This is a genomic window from Sinobacterium norvegicum (assembly GCF_923077115.1).
Lineage (GTDB): Bacteria > Pseudomonadota > Gammaproteobacteria > Pseudomonadales > Sinobacteriaceae > Sinobacterium > Sinobacterium norvegicum.
On sequence record NZ_CAKLPX010000002.1, the window covers coordinates 73,471 to 97,921 of the forward strand.

A 24,451-nucleotide genomic window follows, 5' to 3' on the forward strand; every position below is an offset into this window, starting at 1 on the left:
ACAGCACATTTAAAAAGCAGCCTCGGCTGCTTTTTTATTGCTCTAAATAAAGGTGGTCAATAATATCGTCGTTCTTCCATACCGCTAAAACCGTTTGCTCAGTTGTGGTGCTATCGGCAGATTCGATAAAGTCACGGAGCCCGGAGCAGAAATACTGGCCGCAGATATCGGCACGTAATTCATCGGGCAGGCAGCAGCCGTTTTCGGCTTGGTACACACAGCCACCCTCGATGGTTTGGCTGGGGATATAGCTCAAATAGAGCTCGGTTACTGCGTCGAGCTCAATCTCTTGCTGGCTGATTACGCGGCTGATGGTCGACTCTTCGATAAAGGCAAAATATTCGCGACCATTAAAACAGCAGTGCCCCCGGCAGGCGGTGCAGGCGGTGACCAGTGCGTCGCTTAACTCGTCGATGTCATCGGGGGCGAGGAAGTCAGTCACATGATCGCTCTCATCCTCGCCGCTGTAGTACTCGACCAATTGCTGTAGATGCTGCTCGAACTCTTCGATTACTGCGTAATCAAGTGTTGTTGCCTGATTCGGATTGTAAGGAATGGAGACCAGCTGCAGCTCCTCTGGGCTGATATCGAGTGCCTTACAGCTGCTGTCAATCAGTGTTTTTTGCTGCCCTTGGCGATACTGCTCTCGTTGCTCGCGACTGTTTTTCTCATGCTGGAGTACTTGCTGCTGTTGCTTGAGTTTGCAGTCGATCTGCTCGCAGACAGAGAGGCTGTTGGCGATACTGTCTGCCAGCGGTTGTTGGCAGAAACGGCAATGCCGATCAGATAAGCGAGTTTGGGACTTGTTCATAGTTCGATGATTCACAGCGCTAAAAAAGCCATTATAGATGACTGAGCACGGCAAAGCTTGAGCACAGTCCTGTTGCGCTTGGGGTAGCAGTCCGTAAAATGACGTTTTAATTTAAAGTCAGGGTATTAATGTGTCAAATGTATTCGTAGTGATTGTGGCTGTGCTCTTGATTGCTTGGGGAGTCTGGCGAGCAGCGAACAATCAGAAGGTTGGCGCCGCCAACTTGGCGGCAGGTGAAGCGTTTCTCGCCCATAATGCCGATAAACCGGGGGTGGTAACCACGGCGTCGGGCCTGCAGTACTTGGTGCTGACGCAGGGTGAGGGGACTGAGTCCCCGACGGCCAAGAGCCAGGTGACTGTGCACTACCACGGCACGCTGATGGATGGCACTGTCTTTGATAGCTCGGTAGAGCGACGTCAGTCAATCACCTTTGGTCTGAATCAGGTGATCAAGGGTTGGACAGAGGGTGTTCAGTTGATGGTTGTCGGCGATAAATACCGTTTCTTCATTCCCGCCAAGCTTGCCTATGGCAGCCGAAATATGGGAGCTATTGCGGCAAATTCTGTCCTGATTTTTGAGGTGGAACTGCTGGCTTTCTAGCGGTCTCCCTCAAAATAGGGGGATGACGCCGGACTGAAAGCGGACAATAATGTGCGCATATGCAGCGTCAGAGGCAATGGACGACCTCAGCGCAGTGTAGAGAATAGCTGGCGAGCCGCTATCCTTGGCAAGGAAGCTGAGGGGCTCGCTTTTTTTATGCCTGTTGTTTATCGGTTTTGCAGCCTGTTGTAATCGAGTAAGCCCGCATTGAGTGGCTGATGCTGAAAGTATTGGTCATGCAGCCAATCACTGTACTGCCAAAAATTCTTATTGCTGCGCCTGACACCGTAACGGTCGAGCAAGGACCGATATGAGGCTTCATCACTGAGTGCTTCTACCCGGCTAACAAAGTCAGCTAAATCTTGCTCGTCGACGGTGAGGAATAGATTGGGGTAGGAGCCTACCACACCATCCATAACGGAAAGAGTCAGCTCCTTGCTAACAATGCGTGATTTCTCACCAAATAAATACGAGACATTGGTATGGCTGAGATTTCGTATCAGCGTGTAGGTTTTGTCTTCGCCGGTGGTTAAGCGTAACCGCATATAGGCTAATTCAGGCATCTCTTTTAATTTCTCGCCCTTAAGTGATGCCAGTCTTTGTAGCTCAGATAATGTGTTAGATGGGTTGCTGTTGGGCTGAGGGCGATTGATTTCATCGCGGACGAGTACCGCTGAGGGCATCGAGGCGATGATTTTATCCAATAATTCTTGCTTGGGGTTATCGGTGGTATATTCGATGCCTAAATAGTCGTCATTTCGTGATTTTATATTTTCGATATAGTTGGCAACATTCGATTCGGAATCGCGGTACCATGAATTCAACTCTTTCTCACTGGCTTCAGAAGGCAGCAACATTAAAAAATTGTCCTCTCCGTCCATCCGTAAGAAATCCATATAGAGGCGTGTCAGTAACTGGTGGTTGACGTTGCCATAGACATCGTAACCGGCAACCAATAAATAGTGGATGCGTTCGAGCAGGGGGTAGTCGATAATCCAGGCGGTTTTAGGCTGTTTACCCCAAAAACCTTTGACCACGGTGGCGCTGTCGAAATGCCTGAAAATAGTCAGTGCGGCGTTGTCGTTGTGGTTATCGCCATCCCAAATAATACCTAAATCCAAACTTCTTTCTGTTTCATTGGGGAAAATCTTATTGAACTCTTCCAGCCATGCATCATTGTAACGTTGGTTAAGCTTGGAATAGCGACGCCACGCTGATACGGGCAAGATAGTACCGGTATCCTCGGCGGGAAGGCGTAGGTTTTTCTCTTGAGCCTTTAGAAAGTTGTCCATTTGGTATTCACCTTCTGTCGGCGGCGAGACAAACATTACCCAGAACTGATCGTGAATAACATTGAGGGCAATTTGCCCGCGGCATACTGGGCCTTTAATAAAGCCACTGATGGTGAACTCTGCCTCATCAAGCATAAACTTATAGCGGCTTACTGAGGGGATTTGCTCGAAGGTTTCGAAGGGGTTGGCTGCAATGGCTGGCTTATAGCTAGGCAGTGAGGTGACGGTATAGGCGTTGTTAAAAAATATCTCGTTCCAGCGCTGCTCTCTGTTTGCATCTAACCGATAGGGCATGTGGTTTTTAACAGTGACCGTGGGTATATATGGCACGAAGCGATAGTAAAACTGATCTGTTTTTGGGCTGTCAAAAGGCCGCCGGGAAGGAATCAAATTCACGGCTTCGCCGGTGGCTGTGGTCGAGCGCACCAATTTAAAAAACTGTCTTTCATCTCCGGCTGTTGGGCCGGCATCGGGGAAATATATGTTGGCAATATAGAGGTGTTCGAAGATATAGCGAGCAACCAGCTGTTGTTTGAGGCTGTCACCGTTGAGATAGTTTTCCCAGTGCTCTATCTGCTGTAAATATGCGTTGTCCAAAGGTTGCTGTGCCGTCGTTTTGGCGCCAGCTGCCAGCCACTGTGTGAGCGTGTCCAGTTCCTCTTGCTTCAGCCCAGGCAGCGCATAGGGCATACCCCAGAGTGGTTTCTTTTTTTCGAAACGATCAAAGTCTTCAATTTTTGAGCAGTATTGTTTCCGGTTAAGCCCAAAATCGAAGCTGTTGGGTAGGATATCCTGTTCGGGCAGCGGGTGTTGCTCTTTCAGTGCCAGCATACGATAAAAACTGCTGCCCATTAAGTTGGCTTCGGTCAATTGATCTCGCTCGTTGAGCACCGAGAAAAAACCCTTCGCTCGCCATTGCTCAGTGTTTTCGGCATCGACAAACATTCGAGTCAATGACTCGGTGAATAAGCGAGTGCCATCATAGACCACGGCTTGGCTGGCGCCGCGGTCGATGGCCTGATGTGATGACATTTTCAACTGGCAGGGTGCATCATAGCAGCCATGACAGACGACGCAGCGGTTATCGATAATCTCTTTGACCTCACCGTGATAAATGGGAGTCTGTGCTGTGGTTTCAGGGACAACGCGGTCTTTAACTGATGCTGGGCCATAAAGTTGATCGTAACGGTGTTTAAGCATGACGCTACAACCGGCGAGAAAGGTGAGGATAATAAAGCCGGTGACAAGTTTTTTAAGGGTTTGTGGTGTTTTCATACACAACCTCGGTGAATCTATAAGTCTTTGTTTTAATTTTTTTTATTATAGTTTTATATGTCGCGTGTGCCAATATTACGCGAGGATGCTACTGGCCAATCAGCTCGATTTTATCAGCGCCAATGGTATCAGTAGCCCCGACAGCGGTGAGCGCTTGTTGTGTTATTACGCTATTGTCCAACAATGTGCGCCCCCACTGCAAAGCGCTTCGTGTTCGCTGAAGTCGCGCCTGATCGACGGTTTCTTCAACTTGAAAAAAAAGCCCGACGGATAGGCCGTCCCCCATATCGTGATGCCAGGTTTTTTCTGCGTGCGCAGTCGTGTTGCCATCGCTATCGAAGACGAAAAAGACATAGTGAGTCTGCGCATTGGCGTTGCCATAATTTAGCTGCACACCACTCGAAGGCCACAGTGAAAAGGCCAACTGTGGCTCATCAATATTGATCTGCTGGTAGATAAAGGCCATTCGACCATCTTTTGTGGCGACGCTGTCTGGGGCGCCAAGTTGTTGTAGTACTTGGTGATAGGTATCTAGCTGAGCGGAGTCAACAATCTTTGGCGTATGGCCATATTGATGGGAGATAAAGCTGCAACTTGTTAACAGTGTTAGCAGCAAGATAAGTACTAATCTAAGTATCATCAGGGGTATGGCTGAGGGCATAGTCGACCAGCGTGTCAGCGTCATTAAAGAAGAAGATAGCGCGGTCGTAGATAGTTTTCTCTACCGAGTGGTTATACAGTATGAGGATCAGAGAGCTACCCACAGCCTGCTCATTGAGATAGTAGAAAATGGTTTGATCTTTACTGATAACGACCTGTGACGGCGGCCCGAATTGTTCAAGAATGTGTTTCTTTGTAGTCTTACCTCGAATGATATCAACGTCATTACGCCAACTGTTCTCAGCGCCAGTCTCCCGTTGAAACTGACTGCAGCCACTGGTTAAGAGGACGAAAGAAAATATTAACAGGCTAATAATACGCATTGGTATACCGCGATAAAAATGAAAACAGAGACTAACTTTAACATCAACGAGAATGGGCTGCCCGGTCTTGCCGGACTTGGCCCTGCATAACCGAGGTTATTGGTTAATTATTTGGCTGAGGAATAGCTGTGTTCTCTCGTTCTTCGGGTTGTCGAAAAACTCCTGTGGTGGTGCCTCTTCGATAATCTGCCCCTCATCCATAAAAATGACTCGGTCAGCAACGGTCTTGGCAAAGCCCATTTCATGGGTGACACAGATCATTGTCATACCATCCTTCGCGAGACTGACCATGACGTCGAGAACCTCCTTGATCATCTCCGGGTCGAGGGCAGAGGTTGGCTCATCGAACAACATGACGGAGGGGTTGAGGCAGAGGCTTCGCGCGATAGCTACTCGTTGCTGCTGACCGCCAGAGAGTTGGCCGGGATACTTATCGGCTTGATCAAGAATACGGACTTTCGATAGGTATTCTCTGGCAACTTCTTCAGCCTCCTTCTTGGGCTGTTTGTCCACCCATATTGGCGACAACGTACAGTTCTCAAGCACGGTAAGATGAGGGAATAGGTTGAAGTGCTGAAACACCATGCCGACGTTCCGGCGTACTACTTCGATATTTTTCAAGTCCGATGTCAGTTCGGTATTGTTGACGATAATATCGCCTTTTTGATGCTCCTCTAAACGGTTAATCGTTCTGATAGTCGTCGACTTACCCGAGCCAGAGGGGCCGCAGATAACAATACGCTCGCCGCGTTTAACATCGAGGTTGATGTTTTTTAAAACGTGGAACTCACCGTACCATTTGTTGACATTTCGCAGGCTGATAACAATATCATCATCGGCATTTTGTGGGCTGTTTTCGCTCATTATAGTGTCCTAGTTCTTATGGCCGGTATTTAATTTCTTTTCAAGGTTCTGGCTGTACTGCGACATGCTGAAACAGAATATCCAGAAGACAAAGGCAACAAATAAATAACCTTCAATTGAGTAGCCCAGCCATTTGGGGTCGGCCAGTGCGGATTGAACAATGGCAAGCAGGTCGAAGAGACCGATAATCAGTACCAGGCTGGTATCTTTGAACAGGGCAATAAAAGTGTTAACAATGCCGGGAATCATGATTTTCAGCGCCTGCGGTAAAATGACGAGATACATTTTTTTACCGTAGTTGAGACCAAGTGCTTCCGCCGCCTCATACTGCCCCTTGGGAATGGCCTGAAGGCCGCCACGAACCACCTCTGCCATGTAAGCAGACTGGAACATGATAATACCAATCAAGGCCCGCATCAGCTTATCGCTGTCACTGCCATGGCTCATAAATAGCGGCAGCATAACCGAGGCCATAAACAGTACAGTAATCAGTGGAACGCCTCGCCAGACTTCGATGAATACGGTACAGATGCTGCGAATAACAGGCATTTCAGCGCGTCGCCCGAGGGCTAAGGCAATGCCTATTGGCAGCGCGGCAACAATACCGATAAGAGCCAGTACCAGTGTCAGCATCAAGCCGCCCCATTGATGTGTATCGACAGCCTCTAGGCCGAAGCTGCCGCCGAGTAGTAGGTAATAACTGATAATGGGAAAGCCGGTAAGAGAAAAAATGGCAGTATACTTTTTGAAAGGTACTTTTTCCCAGGTCAGTGCGACGAGAAGAACAGATAATAGAGCAAAGACAATATTGACACGCCACTGCTCAGCTTCAGGGTAAAAACCGTAGATAAACTGTTCGAGTCGTACGGTGATAAAGACCCAGCAGGCGCCGCCACTGGCACAGTCGTCGCGGGTAGTGCCCAGCCAATCGGCATCGATAAACGCCCACTCAATAAATGGGTAGCCCAAGGTGATAAGAATATAGCCGACAACAACCGTGGCGATTGAATTGGCCCAGGAGGAGAATAAATTGGCGCGAAGCCAGCCAACAAACCCCGTTTGCAGGTTAGGAGGGGGTTCGCTGGGCAGTGGTGAAAATGGTTCAGCTTGTGTTTTGGAAGACATTAATTAACCCGTTGCAGTTATCGCTCAACCAGAGCGATACGGTTGTTAAACCAGTTCATAAATAATGAAACTAATAAACTAACGGTGAGGTAAACACTCATCGTCATCAAAATAATTTCAATCGCCTGCCCTGTTTGGTTGAGCGTGGTACCTGAGAAAACAGAGACTAAATCGGGGTAGCCAATGGCGGTAGCCAGGGAGGAGTTTTTAATGAGATTAAGGTACTGACTGGTGAGCGGCGGAATAATAACGCGCAGCGCCTGGGGAATAACCACCAGCTTGAGCACTAATTTTTGTGATAGGCCAATGGCTGCCGCCGCCTCTTTCTGCCCCGTATCAATAGATTCAATACCCGATCGAACAATCTCTGCGATAAAGGCTGCGGTGTACATGGTTAAGGCCAGCAACAGCGCCATAAACTCAGGAATAATGGCAATGCCACCCTGAAAGTTAAAGCCTTTCAGTGCGGGTAGATCCCAACTGACAGGACCGCCGGCGGCAAAATAGGCCAGCAATGGCAGTATGAGAATTAAGCCAACACTGATGCTGAATACCGGTATGGTTTGACCGGTGGCCACCTGCCGACGGTGATTGTAAATTGCCAATATGGCGGCAGCGGTTACGGCAACGATAAAGGCGATTGCAACCAGTGAGAAGCCGGATTCAAAAACCGGCTTGGGTAAATAAATACCCCGGACATTGACAAAAATTGACTGAAAAAATTCGAAGCTTTGCTTCGGCCTTGGCAGCGCCCGGAGCACGGCAAAATACCAGAATAGAATTTGTAGCAGCAGTGGGATGTTGCGAAATATTTCAATATAGGTGGCGGCAATTTTAGCCACTAACCAATTATCAGAGAGCCGACTGACACCGATGCTGAAGCCGAGTAATGTGGCCAGAATAACACCAATAAAAGACACTAACAGCGTGTTGAATAAGCCGACAAAGAAAGTGGTGCCGTAGGAGTAGGATTCGTCGTAGGGGATCAGTGATTGAATAATACCAAAGCCAGCAGGATCATCTAGGAAACCGAAACCGGTGGTAATACCTCGGGCATCTAAGTTTTCAAGTGCGTTAGAGGTAATATGAATAAAGAAGGCGGCGACGGCGAGTATGGCCAACACCTGGTATATAAAGCTTCGGACACTGGGGTCATAAAACCATCGTCGATTAAGTGGTTTGACGGGTTCGTGATCCGGTGCTGAAAATAAATCTTTATTAGACATTGTAACATCCGTTAAATATAGCCGGCGAGGATTCGCCGGCTGGAATCGATCAAGCTAACGGAGTTATTAACGCACTGGTGGTGCGTACTGAATGCCGCCATCGCTCCAAAGCGCGTTAAGACCACGGGAGATCTTTAGCGGTGAGTCAGTACCGATATTGCGCTGGAAGATCTCGTCGTAGTTACCGACCTGCTTAACAATATTGTAAGCCCAGTCAGCCTTTAGGCCTAGGTTCTCGCCCAAATCACTGCCGTTACCGACGAAACGCATCACCGATGGATCTTTTGAGCTTTTCATCTTGTCGATATTGGCAGAGGTGAGCTTCATCTCTTCAGCGTTGATAGTGGCAAAGTGTGTCCACTTGACGATATTGAACCATTGGTCATCGCCTTGACGAACAACAGGGCCCAGCGGCTCTTTTGAGATAACTTCAGGAAGAACTATCGCCTTATCCGGCGCGGCTAACTTGATGCGCAGGGCGTAAAGCTGTGATTGGTCAGAGGTTAATACATCACAACGTCCAGCCTCGAAGCCTTTGACTGTTTGGTCGGAGGTATCAAAAACCACGGGTTGGAACTTCATGCCGTTCATACGGAAGAAGTCGGCGAGGTTTAGCTCGGTTGTGGTGCCCGATTGGATGCAAACCGCCGCGCCATCGAGTTCGCTGGCGGAGCTGACACCGAGGTCTTTGCTGACCATAAAGCCCTGACCGTCGTAATAGTTAACGCCGGCGAAGTTTAAACCTAGCGAGGTGTCGCGGGTTTGGGTCCACGTGGTGTTACGTGAAAGAATATCTATTTCGCCTGATTGTAGAGCGGTAAAACGCTCTTTTGCCGTGAGTGGCGTGAACTTTACTTTTTGTGCATCACCCAGCACCGCGGCAGCAACAGAGCGACACATATCGACATCAATACCCTGCCAGTTACCCTTGGCATCGGGGTTAGAAAAGCCAGGCAGGCCTGTCGTAACACCGCATTGTATATAGCCGCGTTTCTGCACAGCCTCTAAGGTTCCGCTGGCTAGGCTTAAGCCTGAAATAGATAAGCTTACCGCTGCTGTTGCCAAAAGAAGTAGTTTTTTCTTCATTTTACTCGTCCCTATCTTATAAAGAATTCGCGTTCGACCTGAATGCGGCGATTATTTAGTTATTATTAAACACTATAAGAAATTAGAGGAAATTGAGTCAGTTGGCAAATATAACTGCAGATTGCTGTCGGCTGATTGAAAAATGGCGGCAGCAAAAAACGATATTTTGCCACCATAACTGAAACCGAGTTAGTGATCGTGATACAAAGGCAGGCTGATTACTGTGGTTAAGCCGCCGTTATCAGCATTGCTTAAGTTGATGTCGCCGCCATAGCTTCGAATTATAGAACGACAGATTGAAAGTCCGAGCCCGACGCTGGAGCCACTGGTGTCGCGTGCCTGATCAAGCCTGACAAACGGTTTAAAAACATCTTCCATTAACGATTCATCGATGCCGCAGCCGTTGTCAGTGATGGTAATGGTCGCATGCTGTGTATCGCTTTGGCAGTGAAACACGACATTTACCATGCCCTGATTATCTTTGCCATATTGCAGGCTGTTATTAATAATGTTCTCGATTACCCGACGAAAGCTGATTGGCGACAGACGGCAATACACTGTTTTTGTCGGATGAAATTGTATGTTTAATTGCGGTAATGGGTAGTCCTCTATAATGGTGTTGATCAGAGAGGTTAACTCAACAGGCTGGCTCTCATGCTGACTTAGGTCGTGATGAGCAAAATTTAAAGTAGCCTTGATCATCGCTTCCATGTTGTCGACAGTCTTCAGCATTTGTTGGCGGTCTTCACTTTCTTCGATAAATTCTAGCCGCAACCGTAAACTGGTAATTGGTGTTCTTAAATCGTGCGAGATAGCCGCCAGCATTTTTGTACGGTCTTCAATAAAATTCGACATCTGCAATTGCATTTTATTAAAGGCATTTATTGTGGGTAATATCTCGGCAGGCCCATCGGCCTTCAGTGGTGTAAAATCATGTTCTTGTCCCATTTTTTGCGAGGCGATTGCCAGTCCCTTTACCGGAGAAAGAGCTTTTTTAATAATGAAATACATGGCGGAAACCGTCAGTAATACAATAATTAATAAGCTGATAATCGCCTGACTGGAATTGCTGTTAACAGCCTCATTAATGGAGGCGTCGAAGTTCAGCCAAATGCCGTCGTTAAGCATGACCGAACCGGATATCTGCGTGTTACTGGCAGCCTCATGCGGTGACTGTAGGCGTTCAAGCTTTTGTGGTTGCTCTCTGAGGATGCGATTGGCCTTTTGCAAGTACTGCTGATATGACTGCATTGACGACGAAGAGGTAATCCGCACGGGGCTTTGCAGCGTGCTGCTGGGCTTCATGCCGAAGATAGAGGAAAGGTCGGGGCGCTGATTGCTGCCGATGTCGGCTCGGCTATTGAGTGTTAATATCAGGCTTTCGCTTTGACAGGCGGCGACAATTGATTGGTGTAGATCCGGCGGCATATGATTGAGAATATTAGCCAGTGCCTGTACCGAGCGTACGGCGTTGTCACTCGACATTGAGTTCATCATATGGTGCCGTTCGGAAGAGAAGATCTTGGCTGCCACAATTAATTCGAAGGTGAGCCCAATGAATATAACGGCGCTGATCTTAGCAATAAGGCTTTTCGGTAGTAGTTTTTTAATCATGAGCCACCTCGCAGGTGAACTGATAGCCGCCACCCCAGATCGTCTTAATCAGTGTTGGGTTCTTCGGGTCGATCTCTAGCTTTTTTCGCAGACGGCTGATAATGGTATCGACGGCGCGGTCGTAAACATCGCTGCCACGGCCCTTGGCAAGCTCCAGTAACTGTTCTCTGCTCAGCACTCTGTTGGGGTTGTTGACAAACACCTGCAACACGGAAAATTCGGCGGTGGTTAACGGTGTTGCCTGTGCTTCATTGTTGCTCAGTAATCGTTGTTCGATGTCGAGGCTCCAACGATCGAAACGATAGCGTATGGCCTCATTCTGTGCGGCGATGGCAGAGGGGGTATAGCGACGCAAGATTGCCTTGATACGGGCGAGTAATTCTCTTGGATTAAACGGCTTGGCGAGGTAGTCATCGGCACCCATTTCTAGGCCGATAATCTTGTCAATATCCTCACCCATGGCAGTCAGCATAATGACGGGGATGTCAGAGGTGGTGCGTAATTCACGGCAGAGGGTAAGTCCATCTTTACCCGGCATCATGACATCGAGAATAATTAAGTCAAAATCTTGTTGATCAAGTTGACGCAGCATTGCATCACCGTCGGCGGCGGTGGTCACAATGTAGTTGTGCTGTACCAAGAAGCGGCTGACTAAATCGCGAATCTCCTGGTGGTCGTCAACAATCAGTAGTTGCTGTGGGCTGGTCATGGCGTGGCCGTAATCGTTGCTGGTGTAGTGCTATAAAAGATATCGCAAATATCGGTGTAATGTTTGTCAAAGTGTGTCAATCCAGCAAAATGACATAACTTTCCATAAACTAAGTGTTTACAGACAAACTTGCGACAAAGTTTTTTGGTTCAATAATCCTGTCAAACAAAAAAGAGGATTTACCCATGAAAACTTCAATTCTTGTATTAGCCGCCGCACTGACTGCTCCCACCCTTGCTTTCGCTGACAAGCCACTGTCGCACGACCGTCAGCCAACCATGGAGGTAAGTACCTCCGCTGGTGAAATCAGCAATGAAGAAGTCATTAACGCAATGATTATATGGTTGGAGCAAAACCCTAAGCAAGAGCAGCAACTCGATGCTTATCTCGATCAGAAGGAGGACTTAAAGGACTGGGAAGGGGAGCACTATACCCATTCATAATCATTAAGCAGTACGCGTTCTAAGAGGGGGCTTGCCCCCTTTTAAAACCGTTTTTTCACATCAGCTGTTCTGCATTCTCGATCAGTAGCACCGCTTCTCGCCCCTCATACTGTGCGCGTAACCAGGGTTTGGCGATGGCAAAGATACGCGGCTGAAGTGACAGGCTGGGCAGTGAAAGCTGAATACTCTGGCCGAGTTTGTTGACGGTAATCGTCGATTCGCCCCGTTCGCCCCGCGCCTTTAGGCTGAGTTGATTGATATCGACCACAGCACCACTACTTTGCAACTGCATCAGATTATTGGCGATATTCTGTAATTCGCTGGCCAATTGTTGACACAGTTGTTTTTTATCGCCGAGTTGACTCATATTGTCGAATGCGAACTGAATGCCATCGTCGCTGCGACACGCCGGCCCCTGCTGCTGAAAACTCCAACGGATATTGGCCTGTTTATTGGTAGGGTCTTGGGGATCATATACAGCGATTCTTTCGCAGTGGTGAAACTGACAAAATTGAGCGGCGATAGTGTGTTCTAACTGGCGTTGGCCGGAGGGCTTTGGGCTGGTGATAATAATGGACTGGTTGTCGACTCTGATCAGCGCCTTCTTGTCGCCGTTAGAGGTAATGCGGATGTTGGAGTCAGCATTTATGCTACTGGCCTGCAGCGATAAATTATTGGCATAGCGCTCCACCGACGCGGCCCACTTTTTTGTTCGCTTTACTTTATTGTCACTGCCGCTGTGTTGTGCATTGTCGCGAGCATTCTTCGCCTCTTGCCGATAGTTGATGGCGAGGTTTTCCAGCGCGATATAGACAAAGTCGGCGCGCTGCTCCAGGGTGAAGCCGTTGAGACCTTGGATCAACTGGTTGTAGGGGATGTCACCACTGGTCAGCTGATTGTCGTTGGCCGCCGCGCCGTTACATATGATTAAAAAGGCATAGATAAATAATCTTGCCAGCGGTGTAACTTTATGACTTGTAATCGGCACGGGCATTCTTATAGGCTGGTTTAGATGAGGTATTATCGTGTTTCAATAATAAATTATTGCCAGCCTAACTAAAGCGTAAGATGATGAATTTAAGAGATGGTCGACAATTTTTTGGCAGTATCTGCTGAGGTATAAGCCCGTCAGAGTCGCCGATAATATTCACACTATGGTGCTGTTTGAACGAATATTATCGACAATTGGCGTTATTGTTGTGCCAGCACCTGCTGTAACCAGATAGATATATCGGCGATCTCACGCGGGTGAACAGCATGCTCAACAGGGTAGGTTTTATACTGGGCTTGATAACCCAATTCTTTTAGTGCTGCGAGGGCATGCTTACCCATGGCTTCGGGCACCATCTGATCTTGGCTGCCGTGAAAAATATGAATTGGCAGTTGTTGGTTGGCCGGGTTAGGTTGAATCGTTTTTGTGGTGGCAAAGTAGGTCGACATAGTCATTAGCCCGGCTAACGGTTTGTCATAGCTAAGCGCAGCCTGGTAGCAGACGGCGCCACCTTGGGAGAAGCCTGCTAAGACGATGCGATTGCTTGGGATACCCTTGGCAATCTCACGCTCAATTAATAATCGGACTGCCTCGCTTGAGGCCATAATCTGATCGAGATCGATTTCGCGCTCCAGCGACATCGCTAAGATGTCATACCAGGCAGGCATGACCATACCGCCGTTGATGGTAATCGGGATGGAGGGTGCGTGGGGGAAAATAAAGCGAACACCGAGGCTGTCGGGTAGCTGTAGCTGTGGGATAATAGGCACAAAATCATGGCCGTTAGCACCGAGGCCGTGTAGCCAGATAACAGCTGCGTCACATTCTTTTTGGGTTTCTACTATCTCACAGGGAAGGTATTGCATGGCTTGGCCTTTCGTCATTTTGACGACTATTTTAAACCAAGCCAGCCTGCAATCCTATGGTAATTGTTACTGTTTACTCATTACTTGGGTGAGGCTTTCGTCGAGAGAGTTGGCCCAGCTTTTTAACGTTCTAGCGGCATCCGATCGGTTGGTGACGCTGTTACTCCATTGATAGTTCATCGTTTCCAGCTGCCGCCTTCTGTCGATAATGCGAGCCATAATCTCACCGCTGCTGGCATCAAAAATCTCCAGTGACAGCGTCATCTCACCCGATGACGTGGTATAGGTACGGGACATATTGGGGCTCATGATATCTGGCGCTACAACATCGAGGTTGATGATCGAGGGTTTGATGACCAGAGTGGTAGAGAGGTTCTCCTGCTTGCTCTCAGCGGGCACTGATTGCAGCACACGGCTAAACTCCTGTACGCAGAGTTCGGATAGCTGCGTTTTAATTTTCTCGACATCTTTGTCGGTGACGCGGTTAGTGAGGGCAACCCGGCTACTGTTCTGGTCGCGCTGCCAATTCTTCTTAAAGGCAACCTGGCAGCCATCGACACTGACGTGTTGATACTGTGAAAACTCGGCGTTTGGTTTGACATACACCGTCGTAAACTCATCGCTATTTTTTAGCGACAGACCGTCATGGGATATTTCTGGCTGAGGGGTGGTGCAGGCTGTGGTAAGCGCAATGGCGCAGCCGGTTGTAAATCGCGTTAAAGTTCTCATTATTGGCTCCGTGAGTGCCGGTAAGTTTGTTATTAGTCTAGCGGATAATTAAAGGCAAAACGTAAAACGTCGAGGTCATTGCTGTGCCTGATACCTAAGCCCAGTCGTTCGACGTCTAGGCCAAAAAAATTAAAGGGTTTTTCTCTGCCGATGGTGAAGCCCAATTCAATAGCGTGGGCCTCGTCGCCGCCAGCAAATTTCTCAGGTATGAAATCGACATCGAGTAGGTAGACATAAGCAATACTATAGAGAGAGACAAAAAAAGTTTGTTCTGCCAGAGTGAAACGGCCAGGCATGATAAGGTCGACACCTGTTTCGATTGAGGCAAAGCCGTCAGAGACACCTTCACGGTCTGTTTTGTAGCCGGCGCGCTGCACTCTGGTCATCCAGCTATGTTGTTGTTGCCAGCCGCTGAAACTGTAATAGGTGCTGGCGCCGAGTGCGTAAAGAAAAGCGGATTCATCGATGCGTGAATTTCGTGAATAGCCAACATCAAAAAATGGTACCAACTTAAGATTTGGTGTCAGCCAGCGATCGAATTCCAGCCCCAGTGTTAATGACAGCGCCGAGACCGAAGAGGGTAGTTTGACATCATCGATTTCCTCAAAATTATAGTCATAGAAACCAACGGATACTGGCATGCGAATGCGGTACTTGTGCTGGCTTTTTTGGTGCTTGGGTTGATACTCGAATGGCATGTTGATAACGGCCAGTTCGCCCGTCGAGGAGGCATAGAAACCTGAGCCAAAATAATTAGAAAGAGCGAAGTGAGGTGACGTCAGCGTCGCCGTTTCGCCGTCTTCGGCAGACACGGGTTGGCTGAGTGAAATGATTGTGAGTGACAAAGACAGCCACAGTGAGCGGATAGATGTATTCAGTTTAATAGCCTTGTTTCATTACTCATCTTAAGATAGAGGTCAATGGCCCTATGATCAATAGTTTTGTCGCTCGTCGTTGAGTGCGCAGCATGGTGGCTTTCGGGTGAGGTCTATTTTTTCTGGTGCGGGATATCAATGTTTCTGTTGTCAAATTGGTATTGATTTATTTTGTAAATCAATACGTATTTTGTACTGATGGTAATATTGAATACTGATCATATTTTTCTTTGTTAGTCATATTTTTACGCGACAAACATAATACTTTCTAAGATGTGTTTCTAAGCCTATCTTCAACCTGGATCTGATGATAAGTCGTTCTTAGGTGCTTCTCATGAATATGACGCGGGTTGAAGATAGAGTATTTTTTATGGATAAAAAATATTTCTTGCTAATCACTCTTTTCTTAATTTCTTGTGGCTCTGGGGATTATGAAAGCTCCGTCTCTGACAGTGGTTACCGGCTGTTGAGTGCTGTGGATTTTAAGCCGCATGGCGAGATAGATAATTTAGAAGTCGCGTCCTATTCCTATGCCTCTAATGACTGCCCATTGGAGTTAACCGCGCTGGTTTACCGTAATAATGCCAAACCTTATGTAATTGTCGATGGCCAAAAAAAATGGTTGTCGGCGGTGTACATCCATGGAGGTGGTTATGTTTCTGGTGCACCTGAGGCATTTGAGAACGCCTATAAGTCAACATTTAAGTACATAGTGGATCAAGGCTATATGTTTTATTCCTTGAGCTACCGTGTTTCCCAGGCGCGGAATCCAACAACTCATGCCTATCACTTGTTGGATGATGGCAGTAAGTGCGATGTTAATAATGTCGAGATTCACAACGACATATACCAGGGTGTCAGCCTGATGGCGCAGCGTCATGTCGGTGTTCCTGGGGTCGAAGAACTATTGGCTGTTAAGGCTGTAGGCTTTGGTATTTCTGCGGGAGGCCATCTAGCGGCCTACGAAGGAGTCCATAATCAATCATACTACCGTGCAGTTGTCGCAATCTCTCCGTTGTTGAATATGGCAGACCTGGTTAATTACTTGAAGAGCGATAACCGGCAACAGGCGCAATACTTCAGTATGGGTTTTGACAACGCTGAAGCCATAGATCTTATTGTTGGTGCGTATTGTGGCGTCAAATCGGTGATATCTGAGATCTCCGTTGCCGATTTATATGACGCATCTATCAATAATCATATAGCTTATAGTGTGCCAATATATCTCCTAGTTGGTGCTCAGGATAATGTTTTACCCCCGGATCATGCTGTTGAGCTATGCGATAGGGTGGCCGCAAACGAAGGCGTCGGCAAGCAAATGATAGAGGCGGTAAAGGGGCGAAAATATTACCAATGTGGCTCACAACACAGATTGCTTTTAGATGAAAACTCAGGGCATAACGTGCCGCTGCCTAAGCAAAGACTATATGATTGGTTTCACCCGCTGGGTTTGCCAGCCGACATACTAAGCCTAGGGCGTGGCTAAAACGGGCAGGGACTGACGCCGTGAATGCGTTTGCCACTGACGGGGTGGTTGAAGTCTATCGTGGTGGCATGCAGCATCAAACGGTCAGCCATCGCCAAGGATTGTTCGTCGCCGTATAAATCGCAACCCAGAATAGGATGGCCGATATGCTGGCTGTGGATGCGCAGTTGGTGAGTGCGCCCTGTCAGGGGAGTGAAAAGAACTCGGCAGCGGTCGCTTTTTTGTTCTAACACTTCGTAATGGCTTTGCGCGGCCTTGCCATCTGGTGAGATTACCTGACGGGGAAAATCACCGCGGGCTATGGGCGCATCAATGGTTCCACCGCTATGTTTGAGTTGGCCGCGTAAAATCGCATTATAGCTTTTCTCAATGGTGCGCTGTTGAAACTGCAGTGTAATCGCTTTGTTAGTGGCTTTATTCAGGGCGATAATCATAATGCCTGAGGTGCCGAGGTCGAGTCGGTGTAGCATCAGCGCCGAGGGGTAGTCCTGCACCAGGCGATGGTGTACCGAGTCTTTATTGAGCGGGTTTTTTCCGGACAGGCTGAGCAGCCCGCTGGGTTTATTAATCAGCAACAAATCATCATCTTGGTAAAGGATGTCAATCTGTTCGAAACAGGGCGGGGCGACGAAGTCGTCGGCGTCTGTGGCCATAGCAGTGCTGTCACTAGTAATAAACCCGCATATTAGTGCAATGAGAAGGCGATTGATAGCATGCTGATAATGCTGCGGCTTGTTGCACTAAAGTGTGGACGGTATGATGTGAGCTACAGAGAAGTCTCGTGATTTTCAAAAAATAATAATAGACGTTATATATCCTAAGGGGTTTTATCATGAAGTTATATTCTTACCCGCCAGCCCCAAGCCCTCAGCGGGTACACTTTTTTATGAAAGAGAAGGGCATCGATCTACCCGTCGAAGTTATTGATATGATGGCTGCTGAGCAACTCGGCGACGCTTATAAAGCCATCAATCCCCGCGGTACTGTCCCGGCATTAGTGTTAGATGACGGCACAGTTATTTCAGACGTCGTTGCAATTTATCGTTATTTGGAAATGATTTTTCCCGACACCCCGTTATTGGGTGCGGATGCGAAAGAGCAGGCGTTGATCAGCGAGTGGGATCACCGCATTGAAATGGAGTTTTTGACGGCTATCGCGGAGGCTCTTCGCAATCACGGCCGTTCATTTAAAGGTCGAGCATTTCCCGGGGATTTAGATATAGAGCAAATCCCTGAATTAGTTGCACGCGGGAGGCTTCGTGCCGAGGCATTTTTTAATATTCTCGACCAACAGTTAGCGAGTAATGTTTATGTCGCTGGTGAAAAGTTCAGTGCAGCAGATATTACCGCCTTTGTCGGTATCAGGTTTTGTGCTTGGATAAAACTGGCCGTGCCAGAGGAGATGGTTAATCTGCAGCGTTGGCTGCTGGCAGTCTCCCAGCGACCAAGCATGGCGACATAGCAAAGGTAGCTATCTTAGTGCAGGTGTTTTGTACACTTAATAAAGAGGAGATGGTCCGCCCTATGCGATTCGAACGCATGACCTTCGCCTCCGGAGGGCGACGCTCTATCCAGCTGAGCTAAGGGCGGTTAAGACTGCCTTTGGGCAGTGTTGGCTGTTATTTGACCACCCAAGAGCGGCCTAACAGGCGAAGCATAATACCTGTGTCGGCGGTGCTATTCAACGGTATTTATTACAGGGCAGAGTTGGCGGTTAATCGCTTCTGCTCGGTGCGGCTGAAGTGCTGCTCGATATAGCGCTGTTGCTGTTCGGCAACATCTTGTTCAGCCAGGCCTGATAACGAAGAAAGTTCGGCCATTTTCAGCTCGTAGTCTGTAACCTTCTGCTGCCATTGTTGGCGCTGTTGGTCCAGCTGTTGTAGCCGTTCGGCGGCGGCTTTGCCGACCAGCGCCTCCCTAGCAATATAACGCTCTTCCTCGTCCTCTTGGCTGATTTTAGCCAGTGCCTTGAGTTGTTGCTGTTGTTGGTAATAACGTTGGTTGGCTTGTTGGTCATGGAAGCCCATGTTGGCCGCGGCCTCGTCGCTAAGCTGTTGTTGGTATAATGGATCGAGCCCCTGTTGTTGATACCGGTGAATACCGTAGGCCATATAGCTATTTTCATCACCAAATAGTTGTTCGACCTGTTGTGAATCGAAAAACTGATGTTGTAGTTGTCGTTTTTCTGCGAGTAATTCTAATGGTGAAAGAGACTGTTCTGCCAACTCAGAGAGTGCGGTTTTGTAACCAATATATTGGCTAAACAATAGCATGACCTGAGGGCTTATTTCGCCGTCTGTACGATCAAATTTTTCAGCCTTCAGCTGCAACAGCTGTGTAATTTCATCGAGGCTGTAATCACCTTGTAGGCTGAGGTAAAATTCAAAGAAATCCCGCAGATTCTGGTTGCCGATGACCTGCCCGTTATCGTCGATATCAATACCACCGTCGGTGGCAATGTTTTGCATATAACGAGGCAGTTGCGAGATGGCTGGAGGCTTGTTCGCCGCGGCCTCGCCTCTGTCGGAGCTGATGGCCTCAGCCGGGTTATTAAGGCGGTTAATGTTTTTTAGCATTATCGGTTTATGACTGACGGCGGCCGGTCTTTCGGCCGCACCCCAGTGCATTATCCCGTAGCCTAGGACGGTGAAACCGCCGAGGACTATGAGAAATCGTAGCTGTACAAACACTATAAGCCGGCCTGTTTCAGGCGGTTGGCGTGCTGGCGGAAGACTGTCAGTGGATCTGTCGATAAAATGTCATGCAGCCCAAGTAGCAGGTTGACCTCGTCAAGGTGGTTCATGCGGTAGTCGTCTCGCACAACCATGCCCAAGTGACTAGAGCAGCGGCCGACTAAACCGTCGTTGGCTTCAAATAGGAAGGGAACGCTGGCTATAGCCATTAACGGGTCGCTCAAGTCGAGCACATTGGTCAGAGGCTGGGTGCCGCTCCACGAATAGTAACGGATACCGTTGACCACATAGTCCCCTTCACCACAGTCACTGGTGGGGACGCCCTGTGGATGGATCTCATTAAATGCTAATGATGCTTCGGTGGTGAGATCTCGGAAAGAGCCGATGGCGTCTTGCTCGTAGCCGCCGCCGCTTACGCCGTCTATCAGCTGTGCCAGCGTGTTGGCGAACAAGCCAATAATGTCTTCACCAAGTGAGCCGGGCTCAACAAAGCGGGCGATATCAGCGGTGGCAGAGCCCTTGTTGGTGCCGCCAATGCCGGTGACCGAGGCGACTAAATCGGGTCTGACAGAGGCGACATAGCGGCTGGTAGGTGAGCCGTGGCTGTGGCCTATGAGATTGAATTTTCGATGACCAGTCACGGCGGATAATGTTTCTAGTTGTGCCAACAGCTGCTCACCTCTTACCTCTGTTTCGTTAGCGGCTGCGACAGTGACGATATAGACGGTGGCACCACTGCGCTCAAGGGCCTGTGGTACGCGATAAAAATAATCCATTCCCAGAATGCTGTCGAAGCCGAAGAGCCCATGAACAAGCACAATGGGGTATTGTGTTTTGGTGTAGTTGCGATCAAAGAATGAGAAAAACCCTGCGTGGGAAGCACTACTAAGCAGCACTGTTAGTAACAGTGCGGGGATAATACGGCGCATGCTATGTTCCTTATATCGACGGCCTTACACTTAACAGCTTTCTGAGGAGAGAAAGGCGATACAGCGGCGTGGTTAGCGAGTAAGCCAGAAATGATTATTATTAGTTATTGTCAGACTGCGCAGTCTATGAGAATAATAGTAGCGGTGTTAGCATCGAACACAATGTGTGATCCTGCTAGCATTGTTGTACTTTTCCGCTAAAGTGCGGATTGGATCGATGTCGCTTTTAGCCTTTTTTATAAGTGTTTGCTGACATAAAAACAATAAGACCAACGCGCTATTCCGCGTCGAACTTAGGCATTCTTGCTAATGAGTTTTTTCTATAGTCGAGACAAATACAGTTATTCCAACGTTGCTTTAGAACTACAAAGAGTGGTTTTTTGCCGCACAAAATATTGGTCGGCTAATTCAATGGCGGCGCCATTGTGGCGGCTATTCTGGTATCCAAAAGAGGGGATTACCTTACGTTTCGACAATGGTGAAACCATAAGCATCAGAAAAGGCTCGCTGTACCTTATACCCGCGGGGGTAAATTTCTCTGGTTCTCAAAGCGAGCCCTTGGATGAGTTTCACATATTATTTAATTTTAACCCGGGGCTTTTTAGCCTGCGCAAGAACATCTATGCCTTTGGGGTTGATGATGAGTTGTTGGCGTTGGTTGGGCAGTTGCAGCACCATAGTAACCAGCACTCCCCATTATTGACGCTGAAGGCAATGTCTATTCTCAATCGCTGCCTGAGTAGTATCGATGAAGATCACTGGCAGGTGGAGCAGGTGGAGCCAAAACTGTGGCCGGTATTACAGCGTATGCGACAGAGTGGCCGAGATAAGGCCAGCAACCAGCATCTCGCCGATACTATAGGGATGAGCGAATCGGCTTTTATCCGGCTATTTACCAAGGAGTTAGGTCTGGCACCGCAGCAATATTTGGCGACACTGAGGATTAATCGATCGAAGGAGATGTTAATTGGTGATGGCGGCAGTATTGAAAAAATAGCCGAGGCCTGTGGCTTCTGCGATAAGAGCCATTTCTCTCGTCAGTTTAAGAAACAGACAGGCTTGTCGCCCAGTCAATACCGTCAACGTCTGTCGTCTAATCATGGTCAGCGGGGAGGGGAATAATGATTGCAAGCCAACGATTGCCTGCTCAGTGTTTTACCGCAGCAGATTATCCCGATATAATGGCTTCACTTTAAAAATTGTCGTACGACTGGCCACCGGCTGATTCTGCAAACTGAGGATAGAACACGTGAAAAAACTAATAACAGCTGCTGCTGCCTTAATGATGAGCCTATCGGTAACAGCGTTTGCTGCCAGCACCGCTAATGACCGTATCGCTGAGCGTATCAAACCGCATGGCAGTGTTTGTGTAGAAGGTCAGGAGTGCGAAGGTGTTGCTGTTGCTGGCGCTGGCGCTGCCGCTCCAGCAGGTGGTGGCGCCAAGTCTGGTAAAGAGATCTTTGATACCAGCTGTGCAGCCTGCCACAATACCGGCGCTGCCGGTGCTCCTGTTATCGGCAAGGCCAATCAGTGGGCAGACCGTATTGCCCAGGGGCTGGACACCCTGCACAAGCACGCAATTGAAGGCTTTAACGCCATGCCTGCCAAGGGTACCTGCATGAGCTGTAGCGATGATGACATTATTGCAACCGTCGATTATATGGTTGAGCAAAGCAAGTAAGCTCGACGATAACATCCTGTAAGCATAAAAAAACCGAGCTTAGTGCTCGGTTTTTTTATGGCCGTCAGTTTGTTGGTTGTTAGTCGGCATAATTCAGTAAGTAGGCGTTGAGCCCGGCATGTCTCAGCATATAAGTGGCCAGCTCGCTGCGTTCATCACCCTCGGGGGTAATATAATACGTTTTGCTACTATCGAGGTCGGCAAGTTTGCTACGCAGTGATGCCACGGGGATGTTAACGCTGTCTGCGTTGCCGCTGCTGCGATACTCGAGGTGTAGCCGAGGGTCAACTAACACATTGTTGGTGTCCGAGCCGAACTGAATAGATGCTTGATCGGCCTTTTGAATCATTTCAGGCATTAGCAGGTCGTAAAAGTCTTCCCGGCTCATCCGGCCGACACAGCCATCTGTCAGCATAATAATACCGGCATTACGAACCGTACCGCCGACCAAGGCTTCTTCACCAAAGTAATCGCCGGCCTTGATTTCAATGGTCACGCCGTTATCGCTGCTGTAGCTCTGGGTTTTGATGGTTGCCCGGCCGCTTTTCATCAGATAAAACGCATCGGGCTCGTCACCAGCATTGAAAATACTTTCACCGACTTCAAGCTCGATATCGGTAAAGGCGCTAAACAGTCGGCCTATGGTGCCCGCACTGAGCTGCTGTATCAGCGGAGAGTCGAGAAACAAGCTCATCCAATCGAGTTGCTCTTCCTGTTCGACTGCGGCATCTACGTTATCGGTATCGGTTGATGCTTCTTGCTGGTTCCACTCGATGGCGTTTTCAACCGAGCGGCTCGGAATGCAGATTAACTCGCAATCACTGTTGGCGACTAATTGAGAGCCCGCAGGGGTAAGCAACTCCAGTGAGGTTTTGTTTTTGCTGTGGTCGACGATATTCCGGTCAAAGAAAGAGGTACGTATTTCAGTGTCGCCGCTGATCAAATAATGATGCAGTGCAAGGTTCTGTGTTTTGCCGATAATAGTGTCACCGGCCGGTACCTTTTTGACCGAGGCTTCCTTTAATAGGTTTTCCAGTAGAGTGTCGTCAACGTGTTGAAATTCTGTAAATTCTTTGAGTTCTACAACTGAAATCATTTTCTATTACTCTGTAACGGGTCGGGCTAGGTAACTTTAGTCGGAGCAGCGTAATAGAGCCAGTTTTACTGGGAAAAATATGAGACAGGCGTCACATTTTATTTTTATTAGCTATCGATCAGTCCCTGGGCCTTAAAACAGTCGGTCAAAAAGTCGATGGTTACCCGTAGTTTTGGGCTCAAGTGTCGGCGTTGAGAGTAAATTAAATACACTGGTACCGTCGGGCCACTATAGGCGGGTAATATTTTGATTAATTCTCCGTTGTCGCTCTCTTCTTGTACAGCGAATTCAGGCAGCATTGAGATGCCGTGCCCGTCTTTTACTAATTCTACCGTTTGGAGCGCGTCGTTCATGATCAGATTGCCGCCAATTTCAACAAAATTGCTGTCATTCTCTGAAATGAGCTGCCAGGTGGTGAAGTTGTCGATATTGGGGTATTCCACCGGCAGGCAGTTGTGTTGCGTCAATTCGGCACAACTGGTCGGTGCAGGGTGGTTTTTTAGGTATTCAGCCGAGGCATAAAGTGAGCTTTTGACCGTGGCAATACGCTTGCAAATCAGTGAGCTATCGGGCTGGTCCCCCACGACGATAGCGATATCGATATCATTGCCGCGGGCCAGTTGCTGGCTGCTATTTTGGCTGGTGCCGTGGCGTAGCTTTAGCTCGGGGTATTGTTTTAGAAATGCGGCTAGATAGGGGCGGATAACAGAAAATCCGTAAATTCTTGGCATATCGACAGAGACAATACCGCTCGGTGTGCCTTTTAAAGAGGCTGCCAGGTCTAAGACCTGCGAATATTCGTTGGTAATCAGGTTGCCATGTTCGAGTAATGCCGCGCCCTCGTCAGTCAACTGGACATGTCTGGGCCCGCGGAGAAATAACCTGATGCCGAGATGCTCTTCCAGCGCTGTCACCTGTTTGCTGACCGATGATTTTGAAATTCCCAAGCTGCGCGCGGCTCCTGAAAAACTGCCGTGTTTGGCCACATGGGTAAAAACGGCTAAGCGAGAAAGGTTTTGCATGAGGTGTGTTGCCTGTGTAGCGAGCTAAGGTTTGCTCATTATAGGAGGTCTGAA

General features: G+C 48.4%; 25 protein-coding genes and 1 tRNA gene. 6 read left to right on the forward strand and 20 right to left on the reverse strand.

Annotated features, from left to right (window positions below; genetic code table 11):
* Positions 1-34: 34 nt before the first annotated feature.
* Positions 35-811: a hypothetical protein gene (locus tag L9P87_RS09320; protein ID WP_237444463.1), complete on the reverse strand. Its 777-nt coding sequence runs from the start codon at positions 809-811 to the stop codon at positions 35-37.
* A 130-nt stretch (positions 812-941) separates the two neighbouring features.
* On the opposite strand from L9P87_RS09320, the gene bamJ reads away from it, so the two are divergent.
* Positions 942-1,412: a BamJ family beta-barrel-assembly machinery protein gene (gene bamJ, locus L9P87_RS09325; RefSeq protein ID WP_237444464.1), complete on the forward strand. Its 471-nt coding sequence runs from the start codon at positions 942-944 to the stop codon at positions 1,410-1,412.
* Between the two features lie 167 nt (positions 1,413-1,579).
* Here the strand turns inward: bamJ and L9P87_RS09330 are convergent, their stop codons facing one another.
* From L9P87_RS09330 to L9P87_RS09370, 9 genes are all read right to left on the reverse strand, one after another.
* Positions 1,580-3,979 carry a fatty acid cis/trans isomerase gene (locus L9P87_RS09330; RefSeq protein ID WP_237444465.1) on the reverse strand — a complete coding sequence of 800 codons (2,400 nt, stop codon included), beginning with the start codon at positions 3,977-3,979 and terminating at the stop codon, positions 1,580-1,582.
* 88 nt (positions 3,980-4,067) lie between these two features.
* On the reverse strand, positions 4,068-4,619 hold the full coding sequence (locus tag L9P87_RS09335; RefSeq protein ID WP_237444466.1) for a hypothetical protein: 552 nt from the start codon (positions 4,617-4,619) through the stop codon (positions 4,068-4,070).
* A complete protein-coding gene (locus L9P87_RS09340) occupies positions 4,609-4,962 on the reverse strand; it encodes a hypothetical protein (protein WP_237444467.1) in 354 nt (117 codons plus the stop codon). Before L9P87_RS09340 ends, L9P87_RS09335 begins: the two co-directional genes overlap by 11 nt.
* A 96-nt stretch (positions 4,963-5,058) precedes the next feature.
* Positions 5,059-5,826, reverse strand: a complete 768-nt coding sequence (locus L9P87_RS09345) for an amino acid ABC transporter ATP-binding protein (RefSeq protein WP_237444468.1) — start codon at positions 5,824-5,826, stop codon at positions 5,059-5,061.
* A gap of 9 nt (positions 5,827-5,835) precedes the next feature.
* The gene (locus L9P87_RS09350; RefSeq protein WP_237444469.1) at positions 5,836-6,951 is read right to left on the reverse strand and encodes an amino acid ABC transporter permease; all 1,116 of its coding nucleotides are present in this window, start codon (positions 6,949-6,951) and stop codon (positions 5,836-5,838) included.
* 17 nt (positions 6,952-6,968) lie between these two features.
* Positions 6,969-8,177 (reverse strand): amino acid ABC transporter permease, encoded by a 1,209-nt coding sequence (locus L9P87_RS09355; RefSeq protein WP_237444470.1) that lies wholly within the window; start codon positions 8,175-8,177, stop codon positions 6,969-6,971.
* 66 nt (positions 8,178-8,243) lie between these two features.
* Positions 8,244-9,263, reverse strand: a complete 1,020-nt coding sequence (locus tag L9P87_RS09360) for an amino acid ABC transporter substrate-binding protein (RefSeq protein ID WP_237444471.1) — start codon at positions 9,261-9,263, stop codon at positions 8,244-8,246.
* A 189-nt stretch (positions 9,264-9,452) separates the two neighbouring features.
* On the reverse strand, positions 9,453-10,877 hold the full coding sequence (locus tag L9P87_RS09365) for a sensor histidine kinase (protein ID WP_237444472.1): 1,425 nt from the start codon (positions 10,875-10,877) through the stop codon (positions 9,453-9,455).
* On the reverse strand, positions 10,870-11,586 hold the full coding sequence (locus L9P87_RS09370; protein WP_237444473.1) for a response regulator: 717 nt from the start codon (positions 11,584-11,586) through the stop codon (positions 10,870-10,872). Before L9P87_RS09370 ends, L9P87_RS09365 begins: the two co-directional genes overlap by 8 nt.
* Positions 11,587-11,771: 185 nt before the next feature.
* Between L9P87_RS09370 and L9P87_RS09375 the strand changes: the two genes are divergently transcribed.
* Positions 11,772-12,029, forward strand: coding sequence for a hypothetical protein (locus L9P87_RS09375; RefSeq protein WP_237444474.1), 258 nt, complete (start codon positions 11,772-11,774; stop codon positions 12,027-12,029).
* 55 nt (positions 12,030-12,084) lie between these two features.
* Here L9P87_RS09375 and L9P87_RS09380 read toward each other — a convergent pair whose 3' ends face one another.
* The 4 genes from L9P87_RS09380 to L9P87_RS09395 all read right to left on the reverse strand — a co-directional run bounded on the left by L9P87_RS09380 (position 12,085) and on the right by L9P87_RS09395 (position 15,460).
* A complete protein-coding gene (locus L9P87_RS09380; RefSeq protein ID WP_237444475.1) occupies positions 12,085-13,017 on the reverse strand; it encodes a hypothetical protein in 933 nt (310 codons plus the stop codon).
* A gap of 203 nt (positions 13,018-13,220) precedes the next feature.
* Complete coding sequence (locus L9P87_RS09385; protein ID WP_237444476.1) at positions 13,221-13,904, reverse strand: alpha/beta hydrolase; 684 nt, start codon at positions 13,902-13,904, stop codon at positions 13,221-13,223.
* A 48-nt stretch (positions 13,905-13,952) separates the two neighbouring features.
* Positions 13,953-14,615, reverse strand: a complete 663-nt coding sequence (locus L9P87_RS09390; RefSeq protein ID WP_237444477.1) for a DUF3313 family protein — start codon at positions 14,613-14,615, stop codon at positions 13,953-13,955.
* Positions 14,616-14,647: 32 nt separating this feature from the next.
* Positions 14,648-15,460: a hypothetical protein gene (locus L9P87_RS09395; RefSeq protein ID WP_237444478.1), complete on the reverse strand. Its 813-nt coding sequence runs from the start codon at positions 15,458-15,460 to the stop codon at positions 14,648-14,650.
* Positions 15,461-15,824: 364 nt separating this feature from the next.
* Between L9P87_RS09395 and L9P87_RS09400 the strand changes: the two genes are divergently transcribed.
* On the forward strand, positions 15,825-16,976 hold the full coding sequence (locus L9P87_RS09400; protein WP_237444479.1) for an alpha/beta hydrolase family protein: 1,152 nt from the start codon (positions 15,825-15,827) through the stop codon (positions 16,974-16,976).
* On the opposite strand, the gene L9P87_RS09405 is transcribed toward L9P87_RS09400, so the two are convergent.
* The gene (locus L9P87_RS09405; protein ID WP_237444480.1) at positions 16,973-17,629 is read right to left on the reverse strand and encodes an RluA family pseudouridine synthase; all 657 of its coding nucleotides are present in this window, start codon (positions 17,627-17,629) and stop codon (positions 16,973-16,975) included. The two genes, L9P87_RS09400 and L9P87_RS09405, sit on opposite strands and share 4 nt — an antisense overlap.
* A gap of 179 nt (positions 17,630-17,808) precedes the next feature.
* Here L9P87_RS09405 and L9P87_RS09410 point away from each other — a divergent pair, with 179 nt between their 5' ends.
* The gene (locus tag L9P87_RS09410; protein WP_237444481.1) at positions 17,809-18,438 is read left to right on the forward strand and encodes a glutathione S-transferase family protein; all 630 of its coding nucleotides are present in this window, start codon (positions 17,809-17,811) and stop codon (positions 18,436-18,438) included.
* 51 nt (positions 18,439-18,489) lie between these two features.
* Here L9P87_RS09410 and L9P87_RS09415 read toward each other — a convergent pair.
* The 3 genes from L9P87_RS09415 to L9P87_RS09425 all read right to left on the reverse strand — a co-directional run bounded on the left by L9P87_RS09415 (position 18,490) and on the right by L9P87_RS09425 (position 20,598).
* A tRNA-Arg gene (locus L9P87_RS09415) sits at positions 18,490-18,566 on the reverse strand.
* Positions 18,567-18,670: 104 nt separating this feature from the next.
* On the reverse strand, positions 18,671-19,603 hold the full coding sequence (locus L9P87_RS09420; protein WP_237444482.1) for a lipase secretion chaperone: 933 nt from the start codon (positions 19,601-19,603) through the stop codon (positions 18,671-18,673).
* A 62-nt stretch (positions 19,604-19,665) separates the two neighbouring features.
* Positions 19,666-20,598 carry a lipase family alpha/beta hydrolase gene (locus L9P87_RS09425; RefSeq protein WP_237444483.1) on the reverse strand — a complete coding sequence of 311 codons (933 nt, stop codon included), beginning with the start codon at positions 20,596-20,598 and terminating at the stop codon, positions 19,666-19,668.
* A 411-nt stretch (positions 20,599-21,009) separates the two neighbouring features.
* Here L9P87_RS09425 and L9P87_RS09430 point away from each other — a divergent pair, with 411 nt between their 5' ends.
* Both L9P87_RS09430 and L9P87_RS09435 read left to right on the forward strand, forming a co-directional pair.
* Positions 21,010-21,720, forward strand: a complete 711-nt coding sequence (locus L9P87_RS09430; protein WP_237444484.1) for a helix-turn-helix domain-containing protein — start codon at positions 21,010-21,012, stop codon at positions 21,718-21,720.
* A gap of 127 nt (positions 21,721-21,847) precedes the next feature.
* On the forward strand, positions 21,848-22,279 hold the full coding sequence (locus L9P87_RS09435) for a c-type cytochrome (protein ID WP_237444485.1): 432 nt from the start codon (positions 21,848-21,850) through the stop codon (positions 22,277-22,279).
* 79 nt (positions 22,280-22,358) lie between these two features.
* Here the strand turns inward: L9P87_RS09435 and L9P87_RS09440 are convergent, their stop codons facing one another.
* Together L9P87_RS09440 and L9P87_RS09445 are read right to left on the reverse strand one after the other, a co-directional pair.
* The gene (locus L9P87_RS09440) at positions 22,359-23,375 is read right to left on the reverse strand and encodes a cyclic nucleotide-binding domain-containing protein (RefSeq protein ID WP_237444486.1); all 1,017 of its coding nucleotides are present in this window, start codon (positions 23,373-23,375) and stop codon (positions 22,359-22,361) included.
* Positions 23,376-23,482: 107 nt separating this feature from the next.
* Positions 23,483-24,397, reverse strand: coding sequence for a LysR family transcriptional regulator (locus L9P87_RS09445; protein ID WP_237444487.1), 915 nt, complete (start codon positions 24,395-24,397; stop codon positions 23,483-23,485).
* Between the last annotated feature and the right edge of the window lie 54 nt (positions 24,398-24,451).

Coding starts and splice junctions, on each gene's coding strand:
- L9P87_RS09340 (WP_237444467.1), bottom strand. CDS start 4,962: ATGCGTATTATTAGCCTGTTAATATTTTCTTTCGTCCTCTTAACCAGT.
- L9P87_RS09385 (WP_237444476.1), bottom strand. CDS start 13,904: ATGACGAAAGGCCAAGCCATGCAATACCTTCCCTGTGAGATAGTAGAA.
- L9P87_RS09330 (WP_237444465.1), bottom strand. CDS start 3,979: ATGAAAACACCACAAACCCTTAAAAAACTTGTCACCGGCTTTATTATC.
- L9P87_RS09410 (WP_237444481.1), top strand. CDS start 17,809: ATGAAGTTATATTCTTACCCGCCAGCCCCAAGCCCTCAGCGGGTACAC.
- L9P87_RS09370 (WP_237444473.1), bottom strand. CDS start 11,586: ATGACCAGCCCACAGCAACTACTGATTGTTGACGACCACCAGGAGATT.
- L9P87_RS09420 (WP_237444482.1), bottom strand. CDS start 19,603: ATGCACTGGGGTGCGGCCGAAAGACCGGCCGCCGTCAGTCATAAACCG.
- L9P87_RS09405 (WP_237444480.1), bottom strand. CDS start 17,629: ATGGCCACAGACGCCGACGACTTCGTCGCCCCGCCCTGTTTCGAACAG.
- L9P87_RS09440 (WP_237444486.1), bottom strand. CDS start 23,375: ATGATTTCAGTTGTAGAACTCAAAGAATTTACAGAATTTCAACACGTT.
- L9P87_RS09350 (WP_237444469.1), bottom strand. CDS start 6,951: ATGTCTTCCAAAACACAAGCTGAACCATTTTCACCACTGCCCAGCGAA.
- L9P87_RS09425 (WP_237444483.1), bottom strand. CDS start 20,598: ATGCGCCGTATTATCCCCGCACTGTTACTAACAGTGCTGCTTAGTAGT.
- L9P87_RS09375 (WP_237444474.1), top strand. CDS start 11,772: ATGAAAACTTCAATTCTTGTATTAGCCGCCGCACTGACTGCTCCCACC.
- L9P87_RS09320 (WP_237444463.1), bottom strand. CDS start 811: ATGAACAAGTCCCAAACTCGCTTATCTGATCGGCATTGCCGTTTCTGC.
- L9P87_RS09360 (WP_237444471.1), bottom strand. CDS start 9,263: ATGAAGAAAAAACTACTTCTTTTGGCAACAGCAGCGGTAAGCTTATCT.
- L9P87_RS09390 (WP_237444477.1), bottom strand. CDS start 14,615: ATGAGAACTTTAACGCGATTTACAACCGGCTGCGCCATTGCGCTTACC.
- L9P87_RS09430 (WP_237444484.1), top strand. CDS start 21,010: ATGGCGGCGCCATTGTGGCGGCTATTCTGGTATCCAAAAGAGGGGATT.
- L9P87_RS09365 (WP_237444472.1), bottom strand. CDS start 10,877: ATGATTAAAAAACTACTACCGAAAAGCCTTATTGCTAAGATCAGCGCC.
- L9P87_RS09355 (WP_237444470.1), bottom strand. CDS start 8,177: ATGTCTAATAAAGATTTATTTTCAGCACCGGATCACGAACCCGTCAAA.
- L9P87_RS09445 (WP_237444487.1), bottom strand. CDS start 24,397: ATGCAAAACCTTTCTCGCTTAGCCGTTTTTACCCATGTGGCCAAACAC.
- L9P87_RS09400 (WP_237444479.1), top strand. CDS start 15,825: ATGAATATGACGCGGGTTGAAGATAGAGTATTTTTTATGGATAAAAAA.
- L9P87_RS09335 (WP_237444466.1), bottom strand. CDS start 4,619: ATGATACTTAGATTAGTACTTATCTTGCTGCTAACACTGTTAACAAGT.
- L9P87_RS09345 (WP_237444468.1), bottom strand. CDS start 5,826: ATGAGCGAAAACAGCCCACAAAATGCCGATGATGATATTGTTATCAGC.